Here is a 21,007-nt window from a genome sequence, read left to right on the forward strand (position 1 = left end):
GGGTGTGTGTTGCTCATTAGACGGGTGACTTTGAATCTAAAGTAGCTGGTGGTCGCTTGTCAAAGGAGTGACCCCGCTCTGAAATGTGAGGAAGCTGCTCCTAATGAGGGAAGACCCGCTCTAAAATGTGAGGGAGCCGCTCATAAGGAGAGTGACCCCGCTCTAAAGTGAGAGGAGGCCGCTCCTAAGAAGAGAAAACCCGCTCTGAAATGAGAGGAAGTCGCTCCAAAGTGAGAGGAAGCCGCTCCTAAGAAGAGTGACCCCGCTCTAAAGTGGGAGGAAGCCGCTCCTAAGGAGGGAGAGCCCGCTAGTAAGTGTGGGGAAGCTGCTTCTAAGGAGAGCCCGCTCCAAAGTGAGAGGAAGCTGCTCCTAAGAAGGGAAAACCCGCTCTAAAGTGAGAGGAAGTCGCTCCTAAGGAGAGTGACCCCGCTCCAAAGTGAATGGAAGCCGCTCCTAAGAAGGGAAACCCCGCTCCAAAATGTGAGAAAGCCGCTCCTAAGAAAGGAAAACCCGCTCCAAAATGTGAGAACCCCGCTCAATAAAAGAGTCACCACCCTCCAAAAGCCGCTTATAAATTAGATCTTTCCTCCTCACGAATCTCCCCCCAACACAATCCAACCAATCCAGTCCAAAATATTACGAGACCCGAAAAATTATTTGCCAAATGGGAATGATTTTCAGTTATAATGAGGAACGAATGGGATTTAAATAGAACGGAGACGAATGTATGCAGGAAGTTAAACAGTTAGGGCAGTATTTGGGGCCTTATAAATTTTTCACTTTGATTGCACCGCTTTTGATGGTGCTGGAGGTGACGATGGATTTAATTCAGCCGACCATTATGCAACATATGATTGATACGGGGATTGCCAATGGGGATAATCGATATGTATTGAATATGTTTGTGTGGATGCTTGGCAGTGCAGTGCTCGGACTGATCGGTGGGGTTGGTTGCTCGTATTATAGCTCGAAGGCAGCGATTCATTTTGCGTCGGATGTTCGGCAGGCTCTATATGAGAAGATGATGACGTACTCGGCTAAGGAGCGAGATGCGTTTACCACTGGGAAGCTGATTACGATTTTAACGAGTGATGTGGAAAGTATTCAGCGTGCCTTTATGATGACGCTGCGTATTTTTGTGCGTGGGCCGTTGCTCTTTATTGGCGCAGTGATTATTGTGTTTGTCACAGCACGTGAGCTTTTTTCTATACTTCTGATTATCGTGCCCTTATTGATTATTGCGATGTATTTTTTCACGAAGTATTCGGGCGTCCTATATCGTCGTGTTCAGGAGGCCATTGATGCCGTCAATACGAAGCTACAGGAAAATTTGGCGGGTATTCGTGTCGTCAAAGCCTTTCGTCGTGAGACACAGCAGGTGGCACAGTTTGGCGAATTAAATGAGGCGCTGACGAAACGTTTCATTACAGCTGAGCAAATTGTCGGTGTGCTTGTGCCCTTTACGATGTTTGTTGTCAATCTAGGGATTGTAGCGGCGCTTTGGCTTGGGGCCATTAAGGTAGAGGCGGGGACGTTGCAAGTTGGTGTTATTCTGGCGTTTATCAACTACTTAACGATTATTTTAAATGGACTGATGTCCTCTAGTATGGTGCTGATGCAAATTGCGCGGGCCTTGCCTTCGGGAGAACGCATTGTTGACGTGTTAAATAAAGACATTGCTGTCAAGGAAGCGGAACATACGCTGACAGATCCAATAAAAGGAGCCATTGACTTTGATCAGGTGAGCTATCGTTACTATGAGACAGCTGAGGATGTTCTCAAAAAGATTTCATTTTCTGTGAAGCCAGGGCAAACGGTGGGCATTATTGGGAAAACAGGTAGTGGTAAATCGACGCTTGTGAAGTTATTACCTCGCTTATTTGATCCTACTGGTGGGGAAATCCGTATAGACGGCAAACCGCTACAATCGTATGCGCTTGCAACCTTACGTGCGCATATTGGTTTTACCTCACAAAAAGCCTTATTGTTCTCTGGGCCGATTGAAAAAAATATTCGTCTCGGCAAGGATGATGCGACAGCCGAGGACATGCAACAGGCATTAGAGGCGGCATGTGCCAGTGAATTTGTGGAGCGGCTTGACAAGGGCATAGCACATGAATTGTCACAGGGTGCAACGAATCTATCTGGTGGGCAAAAACAGCGCCTTGCTTTAAGTCGTGCGTTTATTCGAAAGCCTGCCATTTTAGTGCTGGATGATACAACGTCAGCGCTCGATAGTGCATCGGAACAACATGTACAGCAGGCCATTGCCACACATTATCAAGACACAACGACCTTCATCGTAGCGTCGAAAATTGCCTCCATTCAGCAGGCAGATGTCATTTTGGTACTAGAGGATGGCGACATTGTTGGGCAAGGAACCCATCAGCAGCTTCTACAATCAAATGCGCATTACCAAGCAATTTACGCGTCACAGCAAAAGGCTGGTGAACAAGGATGAGTCAAAGTCAACCAAAGCAAATGAATTTTGGACGTGGACCACGTATGGGAGGACCAGCTGAGAAGGCGAAAAATCAAAGGGAGACATTGTCACGTGTATGGCATTATGTCAAGCAGCAAAAAGTAGGGCTGTTTTTCTCTATCTTTTTTGTCATTGCTTCGACCTTTTTAAGTCTTGCTGGGCCCTATATGATTGGGCATATTATTGATGATTACATTATGAAAAAGGATATCGACGGAACGATTCGTTTAGGCATCCTGTTGGCCGTTATTTTTACGGTAGCCTCTATTCTGACATGGCTGCAAACCTATGTCATGATTCATGTGGCAATGAAAACCATTCGGACATTGCGTCTCGAATTATTTCAAAAGCTTCAAACGCTGACATTACGCTTCTTTGATCAGCGTGCACTTGGGGATTTAATGAGTCGTGTGACCAATGATATCGATAATTTAAATACGGCTCTTGCGCAAAGTGTTACGCAAATCGTGTCGTCCATTTTAACTGTCGTTGGTGTCAGTATCGCCATGTTTACACTAAGCTGGCAATTAGCGATCGTGACATTGATTATTATTCCGCTGATCGTTTTCACAACCAAGCAAATCATTCAACGCAGCAGTAAAAATTATGCAGCACGACAACGAGATCTTGGGAAGCTGAACGGCTATATTGAGGAAATGATTACAGGAGCGGAGGTACTTACGCTGTTTGGCAAGGAGCAGCAAACGATTGATACGTTCCATCAGCAAAACGAAAATCTACGAAACTCCGCCCAACGAGCAGAAATTACCTCTGGCTTACTAGGACCGATTAATAACTTTATGAATAACTTAGGCCTTGCTGTCGTCATCGGAACGGGTGCTCTTTTAGCAGTAAAGAGTATTGTTACGGTTGGGATTATTGCCGCCTTTGTGACCTATACACGGCAATTTTTCCGTCCGCTTAATCAGCTATCCAATCTATTAAACACCTTCCAATCTGCTATTGCTGGGGCAGAGCGTGTTTTTGAAATACTAGATGAGCCTTCAGAGGTGGCAGATCAACCGGATGCCATCAAGGTGGCAACGCTCAAAGGGGATGTTGTTTTCAAGCAAGTGTCATTTAGCTATGAGCCGAACAAGCCTGTGTTAAAGAACATTGACTTCCATGCCAAGGCAGGAGAGACCATTGCTCTTGTTGGTCCGACAGGCTCAGGCAAAACGACGATTATCAATTTACTAACACGTTTTTATGACGTCAATCAAGGTGAAATTTTGATTGATGGGCATCATATCGAACATTATCAAATGGCGACGATTCGTCAAAGAGTCGGCGTGGTATTACAGGACACGTATTTGTTCTCTGGTACGATTCGTGAAAATATTCGCTTTGGGAAGTTAGATGCGACAGATGAAGAGGTTGTGGAAGCGGCAAAAATTGCGAATGCGCATCATTTTATTAAATATTTACCAGCTCAATACGATTCACTCGTGCAGGCAGGAGGAGCCAATTTAAGTCAGGGACAGCGTCAGCTTATTGCGATTGCCCGTGCCATTTTAGAGAATGCCGATATTTTAATTTTGGATGAAGCGACATCGAGTGTGGATACACAAACAGAGGTCGATATTCAAAAGGGCTTACAGCATTTAATGCAGGGACGCACAAGCTTTGTTATTGCCCATCGTCTGAAAACAATCGAGAATGCCGATCAAATTCTCGTGATTCAGCAGGGAGAAATTGTTGAGCAGGGCAATCACCAAGAGCTGATGCAGCAGCAGGGCATTTATCGTCATCTTCAACAAAAACTATTGTTAGAGCAGGTAGAATAGGGAATAATAAAGATACATCTTCCAGAAGGCGAGGGATTGACATGTATGAATTAAAGACCAAAGAAACCGATGTAAGTGTCATTGAATTTATTGAAAGTGTAGACCATCCAAAAAAGCGAGAAGACGCCTACCGATTATTGGACATTTTTACAGAGGTCTCAGGCCATGAAGCCAAAATGTGGGGACCAAGCATTATCGGCTTTGGTAGATATCATTACAAATATCAAACAGGCCATGAAGGTGATGCACCACTTGTTGGCTATTCCCCTCGCAAAGCGAAAATTAGCTTATATTTTGCCCCAGGTGATGAGCGGGAACAGCTATTACAGCAATTTGGCAAGCACACAACAGGGAAAGCCTGCGTTTATATTAACAAGCTGGATGATGTGGATGAAGACATCTTAAAAGCCCTTATACAACAAACGATCGATTTTGTACAAAAAACCTATCCAGATGCTTAATTTCAAGAAAGCTGCCTATTAGTAGGTAGCTTTTTTGTATGAAATTTATCTATTTTCTCTAAAAATTTAGTAGAAATTTATTTTTAACGTGTATCCTTGCAAGTATTAACAGAAGGGGAGATACGTATGAAAAAGAAATTAAAGAAAATGGTTGTCTACATGGGGGCATTCATCGTGCTTGGAATGGTGATAGTTTGTATCTACCACTATAGTTTAGTACAGAAGGAGTCAGCTATTTTACAACCTAACGGCACATTAAACAATGTAGATGGTCAAAACATCCATGTTTATCAGGAGGGGACTGGCGACGATACATATGTCTTTATGGCAGGCTCAGGCATTGCAGCACCCGTATATGAGCTAAAAGGGCTGTATCGTAAGTTTTCACAGCATCATCAAATTGCAGTAGTGGATCGAGCTGGCTATGGCTATAGCGACGTAGCCCATGATGATAGAGGTATCGATACTATTTTGGCGCAAACACGACAGGCACTTCAGCAAAGTGGACTTGAGCCACCCTATGTCCTCGTGCCACATTCCATTTCAGGGCTAGAGGCGATTTACTGGGCACAAAAATACCCCGATGAAGTAAAGGGCATCATTGCGCTGGACATTGGCTTACCTAGTCAATATGTAAAGCATCCAATGGGGGCGGTCGATCGTTGGATGGTGAGGGGAATGCACCTCGCTACGAAGCTGGGCGTACATCGACTTATGCCATCTCAGGTCTATAATCCACAAGTATTGAACATGTCTTTTTTAACGGCACAGGAGAAGGCAATCTATCAGGCGTTGTCCTTTAAGCAATTTTTTAATGAGGCTATGCAAAATGAGCTGTTACAGGTCTATGAAAATAGTTTACAATCAGAACAGCTTCCAAAGCCGCAAGCCACCCCTATCTTACTGATTGATGCCATTGCGGAAGACAATAAACATTCGAAATATACGAGGCAAAATCGGCAGGATTATGCAGATTTTGCGAAGCAATTCACCTATGCACAGGTGAAAGAGGTCAGCGGCACACATAGTATATATCTTTATCAGCCCGAGGAAATCTATCAACTAGCGCTGGCATTTATGAAAACAGAAAGGTCGATCAGATGAAGGGATTTAGGATTTTAATTGTAGAAGACGATCACATGATTGGTGATTTGCTCCAAAAAATAGTGCAGCGTGAGGGTTATGAAGCGATCTGGAAAACGGATGGCAAAGATATGATGGCACTGATTCAGCAGGTGGATTTAGTCATTATGGATATTATGCTGCCAGGAGAGGATGGCTATCAATTAAGCAAAAACATTAAACGATTAGGCTTAAATATTCCGATTATTTTTTTATCGGCACGTAATGATATTGACAGTAAGCTAGAAGGTTTGATGGTCGGAGAGGATTATCTGACAAAGCCATTTGATCCGCGAGAGCTGTTGCTAAGGATGCAAAAAATGCTGGCACAACAGTATGGTACATTTACGCAAATTCAGCATTTATTTATTGATGGGGTGCGTCGTCAAGTGTTTCATCAAAGTATCCATAATGAAATTGCCCTGACAGCGATCGAGCGAAAAATTTTCTTTTATTTATTCGACAATCGAGACAGAGTGTTAACAAAGGATCATTTCTTCGATTATCTTTGGCCGCTCGATGAACGCAATCATAATATTTTGAATGTCCATATTAAAAAAATTCGAACAAAGCTACAGGACCCAGCAGGCAATATTGTGCAAAATATTTATGGAGAAGGGTATCGTTTGAATACCTATACTAGAAAATGACCTTAAAAACCAAATACCGCACTTTATTATTTGTAGCGATTGTGAGTGTGCCCATTGTGCTATTAGGCATTAGTGTGGCCATGTCTATTCTGTATGACAAGGCCTTTAAAATGAAAAATGGTGGCATCCCGTTTCATGAGTCCTTTGCCTATCCCGTTATGTTGCTTACGTTTGTGTTAGCTTTAGGAATGCTCGCATGGCTATTTTCCACATCGATACATTCTTTATTATCCAAAATTACATTACTCAATAAAACAATTCGAGAACTAGCGAGTAATGAACGGATACCTGATACGTTAACCGTAAGCAGTGAGGATGAAATCGGGCAGCTTAGCCAATCTGTCAATCTCTTAATTGAGCGCACAACTTACAGGGAATTAGAGCTAGCACAGCAGCAGGAGCTTCAGAAAGAGCTGCTACAAAAGTTGCGACATGACATCCATACGCCATTGACGGCCATTCGTTTACAGCTGTTTTATCTAGAGGATCAATTAGAGGGACAGCCGAAATTGGTGGAATCCTTAAATGCACAAATTCAATATATCACGAATTTAACGAATGCCTTTCAGTTACAGTCCTTTGATACGAGTGAACAGTCCTATGTCATGCAGGAGGAGGTTCAGCTTGTGCCATTGTTAGAAATGATGATGAAGAAGTGGCAGTATTTATATCGCATGCAGAACATTACTCTAAGCTTTCATCATGATGATTCACAAGCAACTTGGCTTAGCAATGAATTATGGTTACAGCGTTTATTGGATAATGTGTTTCAAAATACATTAAAGCATGCCCAAGCAACCAAGCTAGTGGTGACGATTAAAAACGGACAGCTTACGATGTGTGATGATGGCATCGGCTTTCATCCTGACGATGACCACGATGGACTTGGGCTGAAAATCATACAGGATATTGCACAAACGTTGAACATCGAAGCCTCTTTACAATCAAACAGAGATGGCACCGTCTTCTGCTTTACACACCAATAAAAAACAACGGCAGTTTTTGCCGTTGTTTTTCCATTTAAACTGATTTTCGTTGCTGTAGTAAGAACAGGGCAAGTCCTAGTAAAATGACCATAATCCCTACGCCTTGTTGAACGGAAATCATCTCATCTAAAATAAAATAAGCTAATATACAGGTGCCGATCGTTTCGCCTAAAATACTCATGGAAATCACGGTAGTACTTAACCATTTCAATAGCCAATTAAAAATGGTTTGCCCGAAAATCGTCGCAATGACAGCCAGCCCTACAAGGGACCACCATGTGGAGGCTGAATAATCGAAAAATGATTCTTTCATCAAGAGGGCATAAACGGCTAAAAAGATCGAGCTACTGCCATAGCCGATAATGGAATAGGGAATAAGTGATAAATCCTTGCGTACAGATTGCCCGATAAAAAAGTAGGCTGTAATAATCCCTGCCGCAATAAAGGCTAGAATATCACCATAAAGGGCTTGTCCACTGATCTGGAAATCTTGCCAGCCAATGATGAAGCAGCCGATGATCGCTACGAAACAGCCCAAAATTGCACCTTTTGAAAACCGTTCTTTAAATAAGAAATAGCTACCTACTAAAGAGAATAGTGGCTGTAGTGTCACAATGACGGTTGAACTAGCCACGGATGTGTAGTTTAATGATTCAAACCATAAAACATAATGACAGGACAAAAATAAGCCTGATAAAATGCCAAGTCCCCACTGCTTTTTCGAGAGGCTAGCAAGCTCCTGCCGCAAGCCCTTCTGTGCTAATAAAAACGGTAGAAGCACCAGCATCGCAAAAAATAGTCGATAAAAGGCTGTAATCGCTGGTGGTGCATCAGCGAGCTTAACAAAAATAGCTGAGGTGGATAACGCAAATACTGCAAAAAATAACGAGATGTAATAAAACATGATGTACTCCTATACTTTTACAAGATTAATAATGACAAACCTATTATAGAGCAGTCGACATGAATAATATAGGGTTTTTAGAATATTAGCACAAAACATCATCCTGCAACTAATTCTGTTCAAGCAAGGATTCAATGACTTGCTTTAATTGCAGGATGGAGGGCTGCTTGCTATCATCTTTTTTATGAATAAAAACCGTTTCAATAATATGATGGAGGTTGTCTAATTCATAAAAATAAAGGTCAGGGCAAGGATAGAGTGCTAGTAATTTCGTATTTAATACAGCCAATGTATGCTCGATTTCAAGAAAATCGAGAATACTACTAACGGATTTAATTTCTTTCATCGTAAAAGGAACCTGCTTCTCGGTGAGCCATTGTGCTAATGCATGGGTATACATGCAGCCCTTACTTAACACAAGCAATGTGACTGGTGTCCGTTGTTCAAAGTCAATGATATGAGCAGAGCTTGAGATGACTTCGAATGTTTCAGTGGCGATGACATCATAGTGTAAATCGCTATAATGCTTGATTGGATTACTTGTTAATGCACAATCTATTTCCGCCAGATGAACTTTATGATTTAAGGACGTACTTGATTCTACAGTGAAATCTACATCAATCGGACTTTGACTGGCTTGTAGCGCGTTCATGATGGATGGACCATAGATTTTAATGGTTGTATGAGATGTACCCATATGAATGTGCGTTTGCGTAGGGCCGATGCTATGTAAAAAATCCTCATAATTTTGAGCAACTTTCTTTAAAAATTGTAAATAATGATCACCTACCTCTGTCAGCTTTAAGCCTTGAGGCGTTCGTTTAAAGACCTCCTGCCCAATTTCACGCTCCATTTTTTTCACCTTTGCTGTTAAGGCAGATTGTGTGTAATTGGTGATTTCAGCCGATTTACTCAAGTTTTGCCTCTCAAGAAGCTCCATTTTTAAGGCAATTTCTTCAATGTTCATGTTGTTCCTCACACACCTATAGAATTTTTTGATAGCGGCTATCATTTTCCTCCATTTTACGTACGCTAGCTGTCCACGTAAACTCTAGGTAACGAAAAGGTATACTGCAAAGCGGTATAAACCTGATGGAGGGTTATTATGCATACATATTATCGATGGGTCATTTTACTTGTGGCTACACTTTCGCAGACAGCGGCAACCTTTGTGACCTACGGGATGGGGCCAGTTGCCTCTTTTTATCAAATGGAATGGCACTTAACGTCCTTCCAAACAGGACTGATTGTTTCAGCCGTCAATATTGGACCGATTTTCTCCATGCTGCTATTCGGCTATCTCATGGATAAAAAGGGAGAGAAGCAGATTATTGGATGGGGCTCAATTATTCTGGGCCTGTCAGCCTTATTGCTCATACCTGTGAATCATTATACGACATTGCTACTTGTATTAATAGTTGTGGGAATATGGTATGGCAGTGCGCAAACGGGCGGCAGTACAGCTATAGTGAAATGGTTTCCTGACAAGCATCGAGGACTTGCTATTGGGATCCGTCAGACAGGGATTCCAATTGGCGGTGCATTGGCTTCAACTGTGCTGACTTATTTGTATCAACATCATGATCTTTCCTCTGTCCATTTAACACAGGGCTTGATGGCGATTGGTGGGGGACTATTATTTTTATTGCTGTACAAAGAACCAAAACAGCATGTAAGCGCTGCGGTAGCTCCCATTCCTTTTAAAGAGAAGCTGCGTGCAATTCGGCACAATCGAGCGCTCTATCCTTTATTTTTTGTTGGCACGGTCATGATGTCCCTGCAAATGATTATCATTGCTCACTTTATGAGCTATTTACATCAAGAGGGTGGTTATTCATTAACGGAGGCAGGGCGCTATTTAAGTCTGATTTTACTTGGTGGGATGCTTGGGAGGATTGTGCTTGCTTGGATGAGTGATCACTATTTCGCTCAAAGGCGAGAGCCATTATTAGTGTTCGTCATGGTCGCTACATTTCTGATGATTGGCTGTCTGCCCTTTGTCATACATAGCCAGAGCTTGATGATTATTTTTTGCGGTGTGTTTGGTTTTTTAGCACTTGGCTGGTACTCCTTATATATCACTTGTGTTACCGAGCAATCGGATTCTCAAGCTGTTGGGCTGACTGTTAGTGCAGCGTTAACGATTAATCAGTTCTTTATTGTCTTGGCACCAACAGTTTATGGCTTATTGGTTGCTGTTTTTTCCAGTTATCAGCTCGCTTTGGATCTCATCGCTGTCATGGTGTTACTGGGGGCTTTTCACTTATATCGAACAACCCAAAGTAGTCTAACTCCTGAAAGTTCGGTAAAATAAGGGAAAAGAGGAAATGGAGGTTGCTGCGAATGACCAGTTCGATTTGGATTGATACAGAAATTGATAAAGTATGGCAAGCGATTACGGAGGAGCAATCCCTCTCCCAATGGTACGCACCAGGCTCCACATGGGACATTCCCATACTAGCTGTTGGGGAAAAGATGACATTTACCTTAATGCCAAATGCGCATAATCAGCTATCTGAAAAACTGCCGATGCAGCTAACGATTCAGCAAGTGAAGAAAAATGAGGAATTTTCCTTTTATTTAGAAGTTCCTGAAACATTGATCGCTATTACGCTGGCCGAGCAGGGCAATGGCACAAAGGTGAGCTTTAATTCGCCAGGCTATGATGCCTCTCTCGCTAATTTAAAGACTTTGCTGGAGGAGCATGACTAGCCATCTCTACGTCTCAGGTCTTAGATGAATTTCAAGCGTAGGGTCGTATTTTAATTTCCTTACTCCTATATAATGTAATTATTGGTAGATTAAATGGCGGGAGGAAATAATGTTGAAAAAATTAGTTGGTTTAGGTGTCGTGATGGGGACGTCAGCATTGGTGTTATCGGGATGCTTTTCCGTTATGCCAAGCAAGATGCGAGAGGAAGCCATCTTGGTGGAAAAAGATAAAGCGAAAGCATTAGAGGTAGACATTGATTTAGGTGTCGGGGAAATGAATGTATCGAGCGGTGCAAAGGAATGGGTTGAGGGCAATGCAGAATATAATTTAAAAAAGCTAGCCCCACAGGTAGACTATGCTGTACACGGCGATACAGGAGAAGTGGAAATCAAGCATAAAGGCTCCACAAAGCTAGGGCTCTCCAATATTAAAAACACATGGGCGATTCAACTGAATGACAGCATCCCAATGGATCTGACTGTAGAAACGGGTGCCTCTCTTGCCAACCTCGATTTACAAGGACTTCAGCTGGAAAAACTCGATATTGAAGCGGGTGTTGGTGATCTAACGGTCAATCTAGGCGGCGATTGGAAAAAGAGCTTCACAACGAATATTGAAACAGGCGTCGGTCAAACAACGGTCATTTTACCCTCAAAGGTTGGGGTCAAATTAACGACGGAAAAAGGCATTGGTTCGTCTAATGTCGAAGGTCTTGTGTCTAAAGGCAACGGTGTCTATGTCAACGAAGCTTATGACAAGGCGGATGTCGTGCTAGAGGTCAATTCGGAATTGGGCATCGGAGAAATTACCTTTAAGTTAGATTGATAGAAAATGGAGTAGGCTACTTTCATTGAAGTAGTCTCTTTTTTTGCGTTAAAAAAATTAATACAAGTGCAACTTTTTACTTGGGTCAATGACTCTAAGTGGGGAAAGGTGAAAATGAAACACATCTACCATTCAAACCGTCAGCCGACACAATAATCATAATAGGGGTGTCAAATACATCCTTTGTATTTGGCGCTTATTTTATGGTAGCTTTAAGAAAGCAATTGTTTTAAAGGAGCGAATAGATTGAAGACCTATACATACAAGCAACCAGCAGCTATTGAGTCAACAGAGACCGTTACTATTTTAAATGAAGCGGGGGAGGTATCGTCCACCGTTCAACGCGTGTATTCCAATGCACTAAAAAAAGCATTCGATAAGACGATGGATTATCGTTATTTCGTTCGATTTGATGCGAATGATCGCAATGGTCAGCCTCTTTTTACGTGTAAAAAAGTATCCCGTCGTGGACGCGTGCATTTTCGTGGTAAGGATTTGGTGACAGGGAAAGACTATATGATTGCCTACGATGGCTGGCAAATCATGATTCCCGATTTAGTCATTACCGATGGCGAACAGCAAATCAAGCTCAACAAAGAAATGGAGGACTGGTCTGTTTTTACTGTGAATGAGCAGCCCATCGCCCGTTGGCAAGCGACTTTCTGTGAGACGCATTTTGACATTACACTGCAAATTGAAGACAGCAGCCCCATTCAGCAGGAAGCCTTTTTTATTGCAATCGGACAGGCTGTGCTGTTTGTTGGGGCTTAAGTTAGAAGGGGGCTTGATGATGTGCTAAACATACTACCAGCAAAAGAAATTTATTTACAGGGAAACGAGCATGCCCTATTGCTTTTACATTCCTTTACAAGTCATACAAGAGATATGAAGAAAGTAGCCACTGCACTACATAGCCAAGGCTATACATGCTATGCGCCCTTATATCGTGGACACGGCACTCATCCCGAACAGTTATTACACGATCAGGTAGACGACTGGTGGCAGGATGTAGTGAATGCCCATCAATTTTTATTGGATGAAGGCTATCAAAAGATTTCAGTCATCGGTCTCTCCATCGGTGGTATTTTCACATTGAAGCTTGCCCAATTAGAGAAGCTGGTGCAAATCATTGTCTTATCCGTACCGTTTGATAAGGAACCAGAGCAATTAAAACAAAGAATTGTAGACTATGCCTACAATTATAAAACGATAGAGGGCAAATCACCGCTTCAAATCACACAGGAAATGGAGCCATTTAAGAGCATGCCATTAGATGCGATGAACGCATTCCAAACATTTATCCAAGAAACGATGCAGCAGCTTGATAAAATCACCATTCCTATTGCTATCTACTATGGTGAACGCGACGATGCATTGTATACAGAAAGCGCAGAAATGATTTATCAGCATGTTCAATCATCTAAAAAGCGGAAGAAAGGCTTTGAAAATTCTAAGCATCTTATGACATTAGGACGGGATCAAGAGGCTCTCATAAAGGAAATGATGGATTTTCTTCAAATTTAGGGAGAGTTTCATTTATAAAAGGAGTGGGGGTGCTCACTGAAGAGAGAGATTCGCTCCAAAGAGGTGTAGAAGCGCTCATTCAAGAGTGAACTCCGCTCTAAAAAGGAGTAAAGGCGCTCATTCAAGAGAGAACTCCGCTCCAAAGAGGAGTGAAAGCGCTCATTCAAGAGTGAACTCCGCTCAAACAAGAAGTAGAAGCACTCATTCAAGAGAGAACTCCGCTCAAAGAAGAACCAAAAGCGCTCATCGAAGAGAAGACTCCGCTCCAAAAAGGAGTAAAGGCGCTCATTCAAGAGAGAACCCCGCTCCAAAAAGAAGTAGAGGCGCTCATTCAAGAGAGAACCCCGCTCCAAAAAGAAGTAGAAGCGCTCATTCAAGAAGGAACTCTGCTCCAAAAAGGAGTGAAAGCGCTCATTCAAGAGAGAACTCCGCTCCAAAAAGGAGTAAAGGCGCTCGCCCGTGAGATCGCCCCCGCTCCTAAAAAACAGCCACCTCTATCCAGAGAGGGGCTGTTTTTACTTAGATTTCCACGATCTCATTCGCTAGCTTTTGTCGGCTAATCCAGTAGCCTTGGAGGGTAAAGACAATGAGTGTTGCTCCTAGGAGGGTGATGCTTGTGATGCCTAATGTTAAGAAGTCATAGGACATCGGGGAGCCCTCATCAATGAAGCCTAGCATTCTTGTTAAAACTAATCCTAGCAATGTGCCGACTGTGAGACCATAGAGGACAAAGGATAGGACTTGTGTCAGTATGAGCTTCATTAAGCCATTTGGTGACAGGCCAATCAATCGTTGGATGGCATAGTCGCTGCGTTTTGTATAAATGGTATGCAGTAATGTTTGTAGGACACCTAGGGCAGTGGCAGCTATTAAAATAACAAAGACACCGACAAATAGGCTCCAGCGCTGGAAGAACATTTCATTGGATTGCGCTAGTATGGTCGCTTTATCTGTAAACTTCAGGGCTGGCCAGCGCTCTTCCAAGAATGATAGCTCCGCCAATGCCTGCTCAGGGTGAGATGTTTCGACCATAATGTCTTCGATGATTGGGTGATCCTGCGCCGTGAGGAACGAAGACCAATCAACGATTATATCAGCACGTTGAATAGGTGTATCGGTAATTCCTATAATTTGTAATTCACCGGTTGGCATATCCTGCTGGGCAGCAAAATCATAGGAACATATCGTTAGACGATCACCCACTGATAAATGATGACGTTCGGCAAAGTGCTTTGTCACCACGAGACCATCCTGCAAATTTCCACCCTCAATTTCAGGCAATTTCTTTAATTGTATAAATTTCTCGATATCAATGGTTGTATAGTTCTCTGGTAGCCATTCATCGCCGAGTTGTAGGGCAGTATACGCATTATTACTTTGTGCATACGCATACTGCACGCTCGGCAATGCTTCAATTTTCTCTATAATTGCAGGCGTGATGGTTGGATCATTTAATTCATTATTAATCTTTACGGCTGTTTCGTATTGTGATTCCGTGTAGGCAAGGTCGTTGAGCTGTAAGGTTTTCATTAATGAGCTGCCAAAGGTTAAAATGACCATTAATCCTATAATGCTGAGCACCACGGGCATATTTTTGCGTACTTGTGGCATGAGCTGCTGGCACGCTAAATAAGCTTCTTTGCCAAGTACCTTTCGAATCGGCTTTAAAGCCAGATGAAGGATGACTGTAAATAGATAGGGAATTAGTAACAGTAAAATCCCGCATACGAGTAGTGTCCCGAGTAGAATAAATAAGGCACCTTGATCGCTTCCTGTCCCAGCTAAATAGGCTTGTAAAAAGAATAGTAAAGCGATCACACCTACAATACTGACGATGATTGCTTTCCATTTTGTCCAACGAAGATGTAAATGTTCATTTTCTGAAGCGATTTGTAATGGCAATAGTCTGGAACTTTTAGCTACTTGCCATTTTGTCATCATCTGCAGAATCAAGAAGCTGGAAAGGGCAATCAATAGTATAAATCCAATAGGAAGCTCTGTTTTAGCATTAGGTAAATGCAACAAGCTAATTAATTGTGGCAGCCAGATTTTTATCACCACAAGGCTCAGCGTTGTTCCAAGCATAACACCAAAGCTAATGATCAGTGAGAGTTGGAGCTTAACAATACGTCCAACCTGTTTTACTGATGCCCCGAGAGCCCGTAAAATCATTAGTTGCTCTTTGATTTTATAGAATAATAGCTGGAATGTGGACAGCAATAGGACGCTTGAAATGAGTAAAATAAAAACAGATAGTACAATCATAAAAACCATTAAGCTCTGTAAATTTCTTTTAAATACATCGTAATCACTCATAACATCAACACGTAATGTTGCATCGAGTTGTTTGATTTCTGCACCTACTGCCTTGGCACGCCCCTCATCTGTTTTCATGAGCGCAAATATGCCTGCCGTTTGTGGCTGACTATTGTTCATCCATGCTTTGACAACATCATTAGCTAAGAGGATGATATTAGGACTGTCAGTGCCTTTCATAGTCGGTAAAATTTCTTGCACGATAAAATCCTTTGATTGAATATGAATGGAATCCCCAACGCGTTTATTGAAAAGACGGGCAACATTTTCTGAAAGAATGGCATCATTCGGTCCAAGATTGACCTCAAAATGGTAGCGGCTTTTCACAAGGTCATCATTTTCCACGCCAACGGTATAAAAAGCAGTGTGCTTTTCTTGTTCAACCATTGTATGAGCTAGCGATAAACTGGACACTTGTGTGACACCTGCTAGGGTAGAAAACTCCTCTATTTGTGATGCTGTCAACAATTTTTGCTGATCGGGATTATAACCGACCATTAAGTCCATTTCTCCATACAATGCTTGGATGTCGGCCTTCATCTGGCTATTGGCATTCCAAATGTAGACGGTCATTGTCATCACCAGGCAAATCGAGATTGCAATAATACTAATACTTGTTAGGACATTTGCCCAAGCGGCACGAAATAGCTTGAGGGCAATATTGCGCATCGTAAACATTAGCGATCCCCCCTCGTAACTTGTTTGAATTTCATTAAAATACAATCCAAATCCTCTTCATTCTGCTGGTTTTGATAGGAATCCACAATTGCCCCATCATGGAAGAACAGTACCCGATTGGCATAGGTAGCCACATAGGGGTCATGTGTGACGAGTAAAATCGTTTGCTGGTTCGTTTTTTGCAGAGCAACGAGCAGCGCTAAAATTTCATCTGTTGTATGAACATCCAAAGCCCCTGTTGGCTCATCTGCCAGTAAAATAGGAGGGTTAGCAATAATCGCACGCGCAATGGCGACACGTTGCTTTTGTCCACCAGACAGCTCATGGGGTCGATGCTTTGCCCAAGCGGCGATATTTAAGGTTTCCATCATGTGCTGCACACGCACCTTAATCTCCTTGCTAGGAACATCATTTAAAATAAGGGGAAGCGCGATATTATCCTCCACAGATAAATCCTTTAGCAGATGAAAGGATTGGAAGATAAAGCCGATATTTTCTTTTCGGAATTGCGATGCTTTTGGCTCTTGATAAATAGCGTGAGCTTCCTTGCCAAATAAAAATAATGCCCCGTCTGTTGGCTCATCGATGGCGCTGATCAGATTCAGAAGGGTGCTTTTACCAGAGCCGCTTGTCCCCATAATCGCTACTATTTCTCCTTGATAAATGGTGCAATGGATATTTTTCAAGGCGTTTACGGTATGATGCTTTTGCTGATAAATTTTGGACATCCCTTCAACACGTAGCACTTCTGTTAACCGTCCTTCAGGGATGGGTATTGCATTAATGACTTCTTTCAGCGGATTGAACCCACTCATCGAGATATGCCCCCTTTAATTGTTGTCGTAATGCTTGCAAGCCACGGCGTATATGTGTTTTCACAGTGCCTTCAGGACATTGCAAAATCGCCGCAATATCCTTGACCGAGTAGTCTTGATAAAATCGTAGCAATAGCACTGTTTTGTACTTTTCCTCAAGCTGGCAAAGAGCCTGCCATAAATCCAGCTCTTCTTCGATATATGTAGGGGATGAGCTTGTTAAATCCTCGAAAGTTTGTGGTTCAACAGGCATAACTGTATTTTTCTTCGCTATATAGGTTTTACAGCAATTAATCATAATGCGGGTGAGCCAAGTGGCAAAATAGTGTGGCTCCTTTAATTGTGGCAAGCCCTCATAGGCTCGAATAATGGTTTGCTGAAAAACTTCTACGGCGTCGTTTTCATTTTGTACGTAGACATAGGCCATGCGATAAAGCTTATGTTGCTCCTGCTCAATTAGCTGATAAAATGCTTGCTCATCACCTTGTTGGGCTAAGGCTACAAGTGATTGTTGGGTGCTCGTAATGAAAATCGCCTCCTTTTCGACCATTAGACTCAGCAAGTCGTCATTTCGATTCAAGTTTTTTATTTTTATTGAGAAACTTATTAAGCATACCCATTTAATAGTAGGTTATCAATTTATTGCTATAATGGTAGTGGCTTAATCAAGGAAAAGGAGTGAGTTTATGAGCAGAAAGCCTATTTATGTCGAGATAGACATCCAGGCGCCTATAGAAAAAGCATGGGATTATACACAAAATCCTCAGTTGCATGAGCAATGGGATTTACGTTTTACATCCATTACCTATAGTCCGAAAAAAGCACCTGAGGAGCCACAGCGTTTTACCTATGAAACGAAGGTCATGCCAGGCTTACAGGTGAGCGGCTGGGGAGAAAGCAAGGGGGAGCATCATAAAGAAAATGGCACGCGAACATCCTCTCTGCATTTTGGCACGCCTCAACAGCGCTCACCTATAGCGGAGGGAAAGGGCTATTGGCAATATATCCCGCATCAACAGGGGCTGACATTTTTAACTCAATATGATTATGACACACGCTATGGCAAGCTTGGCACATTCTTTGATCTATTTTTTCGCCCATTAATGGGGTGGGCGACGGCACTCAGCTTTGATGTATTAAAAAGATGGCTAGAAAAAGGAGAAAATCCTGCTGCTCAGTATAGACGATTCTTTTTAACCATGCTCCTGCGTATATTCTTTTGCTTTGTCTGGTTCTATCATGGTCTTGTACCGAAGATCATCCATTTGCATCCGCAGGAATTAAAGATGACCGCTTCATTACTAAACCATGCAGATCAGCTAGTGGTGTGGATAGGGGTTGCTGAAATCCTTTTTGCCTTGTGCTGGCTTTACCCGCGAGGAAAACGCTGGCTCTTTGGCATGCAAATCATCGTTTTTCCACTCTTGACGATCGCTGCTATTGGTGCGGACCCGACAAGTATTCAAGCGCCCTTTAATCCACTCACCTTTAATAGCGCTTTATGGGTGTTGTCAATCATCGGATTTAGCTTAAGTAAGGGTGTCCCAAGTGCCAAAAGCTGTAAAAGAAAGCGAGGACAACAAGGATGACGATCTATCAAACATTATTAGGGGATGATTTTGCAAGACTTCATCCGATGCTACAACAGCGTTATGCGTTACCGATTGATGAACCATTTTTTGCTCAGGGTGTGATGCATCAAATAAAATCTGGTGCTAAATGGATGCGTCCCTTTTATACGCTGGCAGCGAAAACGCGATTTCTGTTCCCTGAGTCAGGGGAGAATGTTCCCTTTACCATTTCGAATACATGCCGAGCTCTGCCGAGTGGGGTACTGGAGGTGCTATGGGAGCGCACCTTTTATTTCCCACAGAAGACAAGGCATTTTGATGCAAGGATGACCATTGATCCAATCCGAAAAATTGTGAAAGATTATTTAGGCACACCTTCTCTTTTTTATTCCGATTTGCACTTTACGGTGACACGAGAGGGAACGTTAGTTATTCGTTCAGGTAAACAGCGTTTTGTCCTCTCTCGTTTCGAATGCCCCATGCCTAGATTGATAGAGGGGCGGGTCATTGTGGAGGAGGGCTTTGATGAATCGAAAAATGTCTTCACCATTCATGTCTCCATCCATAATCCATTAATAGGGAGGCTCATGATGTATGCTGGAGAATTTACGCAACAATCGAAGTAATTTCATTTTTTTACTGGGGATTATGTTCACGGTAATTTGCTTTGTGCTTAGTGGACAACCCAGTTACTTTTGGTTACTCACAGCTGCTCAACTGATTTTCGTCCCCACCATGGTCTCCGTGGTTGTGGATGTTCAGAAAGCGGGCAAAGCCATCATTATTGGGATGATGCTAGCCATCACACTGCTGCATTTGTGGACGGGTGGCTTATTGGCTAATGTTTTGGCAGGTATGTATTTACTGTATACCTTCTATATAGCCATACAAGGCGTGAAAAGGTTTTTACAGCGAGGATTCACGAATAGTGCGGAGTTTGCGATTGACATGGGGCTTTTCTATCTAGCTCTTGGTGGTTTGTGGTTTTTCGCCTATGTCGCCAACATTGATACTGGCTTTTCACCATTAATAACGTGGTTAACGGCCATTCACTTTCATTATTCCGCTTGTTTATTACCCATTTCAGTCGGACTTTTGGGTCGCTTACACGATAGTAGCGGATATCGTGTCATGGTGATGATTTTGCTGGCAGGACCACTCCTTGTTGCGATGGGTATTGCCTTTTCCATACTCATTGAAATCATCGCGGTTGCTCTTTATATCTTCGCTATCTATGGCTTGTTTTTCGTTGCACTCAAAACAAAGCTTCCGTTTGAGCAGGGGCTATTGCTGAGGATTTCCTATGGAGCGCTCTGTCTGACGATTCTTGGATCTTGTCTGTATGTTTACAGTCGTGTCAGTGGCAACTTTTCCATTGGCATTCCAGAAATGCTCCAATTCCATGGTGTAATCAATGGTGTTTTCTTTGGTGGGGTAGGGGTTATCGCATGGCTAATGGCTGTACCCCCAACAACACAGCGTCCGTTTGAGTTCCCCGTAAGCCAAATTCGCGGGAAGCTGCGTCATGAGAATAAACCACACCCTGGCTTGGTCGATGCCTTACAGAATTTTGTCGATACAGCAAAGCTACCGCCTGTCATTCCACATTTTTATGAGCACACGACGTCCTATCGTCTGTTGGCGACGGTGCAATGGAAGACTTGGTTTTTACCTTTTGCCTTTTTATATCAAGGATTGAGCCGTTTTCTCCAACAGCTCAATTTACCCTTTTCCAGTAAGCAAATCGAGATGACGGGCAGCATTGTTCAGGTCGATTCTGTACAAGATAGCCGTCCGTCTCCACGTGCATGGATTCGGACAATTCATCAGCAAACCGTTTTTGTCGCCATTTATTCGAAGCACACAAGCAACGAAACAACCTATATGAATATTGCCTTGCCACTCCCGTTTTCAACAATGGTTGGTATTTTGTATGCCTATGAAGAAAATGGTCAGCTACACCTAACAAGTCGCCACGATGGAGATGCAGGAATTTATTTGGCAATAGGAAAGAATGTGATGAGGCTACCTTTACAGGAGCATTTTCAAATTGCTGCAGTAGATGACAAGACATTGACAGCACGCCACCAGATGACGTTATGGGGTATTCCTTTTTTACAAATTGATTATCATATTGAAAGAAATGTGTAGATTGGCAGGAAATTCCTCGTCC

The 21,007-nt window shown here is 42.7% G+C and carries 19 protein-coding genes; 14 read left to right on the forward strand and 5 right to left on the reverse strand.

Going from position 1 to position 21,007, the window contains the following annotated elements; all coding sequences use genetic code 11:
* The first annotated feature begins 727 nt into the window (after positions 1 to 727).
* From MHB65_RS10350 to MHB65_RS10375, 6 genes are all read left to right on the forward strand, one after another.
* Positions 728 to 2,461, forward strand: coding sequence for an ABC transporter ATP-binding protein (locus tag MHB65_RS10350; protein ID WP_342443381.1), 1,734 nt, complete (start codon positions 728 to 730; stop codon positions 2,459 to 2,461).
* Positions 2,458 to 4,269, forward strand: a complete 1,812-nt coding sequence (locus MHB65_RS10355; protein ID WP_342443382.1) for an ABC transporter ATP-binding protein — start codon at positions 2,458 to 2,460, stop codon at positions 4,267 to 4,269. Before MHB65_RS10350 ends, MHB65_RS10355 begins: the two co-directional genes overlap by 4 nt.
* Positions 4,270 to 4,310: 41 nt before the next feature.
* Positions 4,311 to 4,730: a DUF1801 domain-containing protein gene (locus tag MHB65_RS10360; protein WP_342443383.1), complete on the forward strand. Its 420-nt coding sequence runs from the start codon at positions 4,311 to 4,313 to the stop codon at positions 4,728 to 4,730.
* A gap of 126 nt (positions 4,731 to 4,856) precedes the next feature.
* Positions 4,857 to 5,834 carry an alpha/beta hydrolase gene (locus MHB65_RS10365; protein WP_342443384.1) on the forward strand — a complete coding sequence of 326 codons (978 nt, stop codon included), beginning with the start codon at positions 4,857 to 4,859 and terminating at the stop codon, positions 5,832 to 5,834.
* Positions 5,831 to 6,502: a response regulator transcription factor gene (locus MHB65_RS10370; RefSeq protein WP_342443385.1), complete on the forward strand. Its 672-nt coding sequence runs from the start codon at positions 5,831 to 5,833 to the stop codon at positions 6,500 to 6,502. The genes MHB65_RS10365 and MHB65_RS10370 overlap by 4 nt, the downstream gene beginning before the upstream one ends.
* Entirely contained in the window at positions 6,499 to 7,488 is a 990-nt protein-coding gene (locus MHB65_RS10375) for a HAMP domain-containing sensor histidine kinase (protein WP_342443386.1), read from the forward strand. The genes MHB65_RS10370 and MHB65_RS10375 overlap by 4 nt, the downstream gene beginning before the upstream one ends.
* Positions 7,489 to 7,522: 34 nt before the next feature.
* Here the strand turns inward: MHB65_RS10375 and MHB65_RS10380 are convergent, their stop codons facing one another.
* Together MHB65_RS10380 and MHB65_RS10385 are read right to left on the reverse strand one after the other, a co-directional pair.
* On the reverse strand, positions 7,523 to 8,392 hold the full coding sequence (locus MHB65_RS10380) for a DMT family transporter (RefSeq protein WP_205443037.1): 870 nt from the start codon (positions 8,390 to 8,392) through the stop codon (positions 7,523 to 7,525).
* A 109-nt stretch (positions 8,393 to 8,501) separates the two neighbouring features.
* Positions 8,502 to 9,359 (reverse strand): LysR family transcriptional regulator, encoded by an 858-nt coding sequence (locus MHB65_RS10385; RefSeq protein ID WP_342443387.1) that lies wholly within the window; start codon positions 9,357 to 9,359, stop codon positions 8,502 to 8,504.
* Positions 9,360 to 9,497: 138 nt separating this feature from the next.
* On the opposite strand from MHB65_RS10385, the gene MHB65_RS10390 reads away from it, so the two are divergent.
* The 5 genes from MHB65_RS10390 to MHB65_RS10410 all read left to right on the forward strand — a co-directional run bounded on the left by MHB65_RS10390 (position 9,498) and on the right by MHB65_RS10410 (position 13,454).
* Positions 9,498 to 10,706, forward strand: a complete 1,209-nt coding sequence (locus MHB65_RS10390; RefSeq protein WP_342443388.1) for an MFS transporter — start codon at positions 9,498 to 9,500, stop codon at positions 10,704 to 10,706.
* A 29-nt stretch (positions 10,707 to 10,735) separates the two neighbouring features.
* Positions 10,736 to 11,104 carry an SRPBCC domain-containing protein gene (locus MHB65_RS10395; RefSeq protein ID WP_342443389.1) on the forward strand — a complete coding sequence of 123 codons (369 nt, stop codon included), beginning with the start codon at positions 10,736 to 10,738 and terminating at the stop codon, positions 11,102 to 11,104.
* Positions 11,105 to 11,213: 109 nt separating this feature from the next.
* Positions 11,214 to 11,930 carry a toast rack family protein gene (locus MHB65_RS10400; protein WP_342443390.1) on the forward strand — a complete coding sequence of 239 codons (717 nt, stop codon included), beginning with the start codon at positions 11,214 to 11,216 and terminating at the stop codon, positions 11,928 to 11,930.
* A gap of 246 nt (positions 11,931 to 12,176) precedes the next feature.
* Positions 12,177 to 12,701, forward strand: coding sequence for a hypothetical protein (locus MHB65_RS10405; RefSeq protein ID WP_205443043.1), 525 nt, complete (start codon positions 12,177 to 12,179; stop codon positions 12,699 to 12,701).
* 21 nt (positions 12,702 to 12,722) lie between these two features.
* The gene (locus MHB65_RS10410; RefSeq protein ID WP_342443391.1) at positions 12,723 to 13,454 is read left to right on the forward strand and encodes an alpha/beta fold hydrolase; all 732 of its coding nucleotides are present in this window, start codon (positions 12,723 to 12,725) and stop codon (positions 13,452 to 13,454) included.
* Between the two features lie 519 nt (positions 13,455 to 13,973).
* Here MHB65_RS10410 and MHB65_RS10415 read toward each other — a convergent pair.
* Genes MHB65_RS10415 through MHB65_RS10425 form a run of 3 tightly spaced genes read right to left on the reverse strand, consistent with a single transcriptional unit; the run spans position 13,974 to position 17,843 of the window.
* Positions 13,974 to 16,448, reverse strand: coding sequence for an ABC transporter permease (locus tag MHB65_RS10415; RefSeq protein WP_342443392.1), 2,475 nt, complete (start codon positions 16,446 to 16,448; stop codon positions 13,974 to 13,976).
* Entirely contained in the window at positions 16,448 to 17,263 is an 816-nt protein-coding gene (locus tag MHB65_RS10420; protein WP_342443393.1) for an ABC transporter ATP-binding protein, read from the reverse strand. The genes MHB65_RS10415 and MHB65_RS10420 overlap by 1 nt, the downstream gene beginning before the upstream one ends.
* The gene (locus MHB65_RS10425) at positions 17,229 to 17,843 is read right to left on the reverse strand and encodes a sigma-70 family RNA polymerase sigma factor (protein ID WP_342443394.1); all 615 of its coding nucleotides are present in this window, start codon (positions 17,841 to 17,843) and stop codon (positions 17,229 to 17,231) included. The genes MHB65_RS10420 and MHB65_RS10425 overlap by 35 nt, the downstream gene beginning before the upstream one ends.
* A gap of 106 nt (positions 17,844 to 17,949) precedes the next feature.
* On the opposite strand from MHB65_RS10425, the gene MHB65_RS10430 reads away from it, so the two are divergent.
* The 3 genes from MHB65_RS10430 to MHB65_RS10440 are packed head-to-tail and all read left to right on the forward strand — an operon-like array spanning position 17,950 to position 20,985.
* Positions 17,950 to 18,852 (forward strand): DoxX-like family protein, encoded by a 903-nt coding sequence (locus MHB65_RS10430; RefSeq protein ID WP_342443395.1) that lies wholly within the window; start codon positions 17,950 to 17,952, stop codon positions 18,850 to 18,852.
* Entirely contained in the window at positions 18,849 to 19,460 is a 612-nt protein-coding gene (locus tag MHB65_RS10435) for a DUF4166 domain-containing protein (protein ID WP_342443396.1), read from the forward strand. Before MHB65_RS10430 ends, MHB65_RS10435 begins: the two co-directional genes overlap by 4 nt.
* Complete coding sequence (locus MHB65_RS10440; protein ID WP_342443397.1) at positions 19,429 to 20,985, forward strand: YndJ family protein; 1,557 nt, start codon at positions 19,429 to 19,431, stop codon at positions 20,983 to 20,985. The genes MHB65_RS10435 and MHB65_RS10440 overlap by 32 nt, the downstream gene beginning before the upstream one ends.
* The last annotated feature ends 22 nt before the right edge of the window (positions 20,986 to 21,007 follow it).

It is taken from the genome of Lysinibacillus sp. FSL K6-0075 (assembly GCF_038592945.1).
Classification (GTDB): domain Bacteria; phylum Bacillota; class Bacilli; order Bacillales_A; family Planococcaceae; genus Lysinibacillus; species Lysinibacillus fusiformis_F.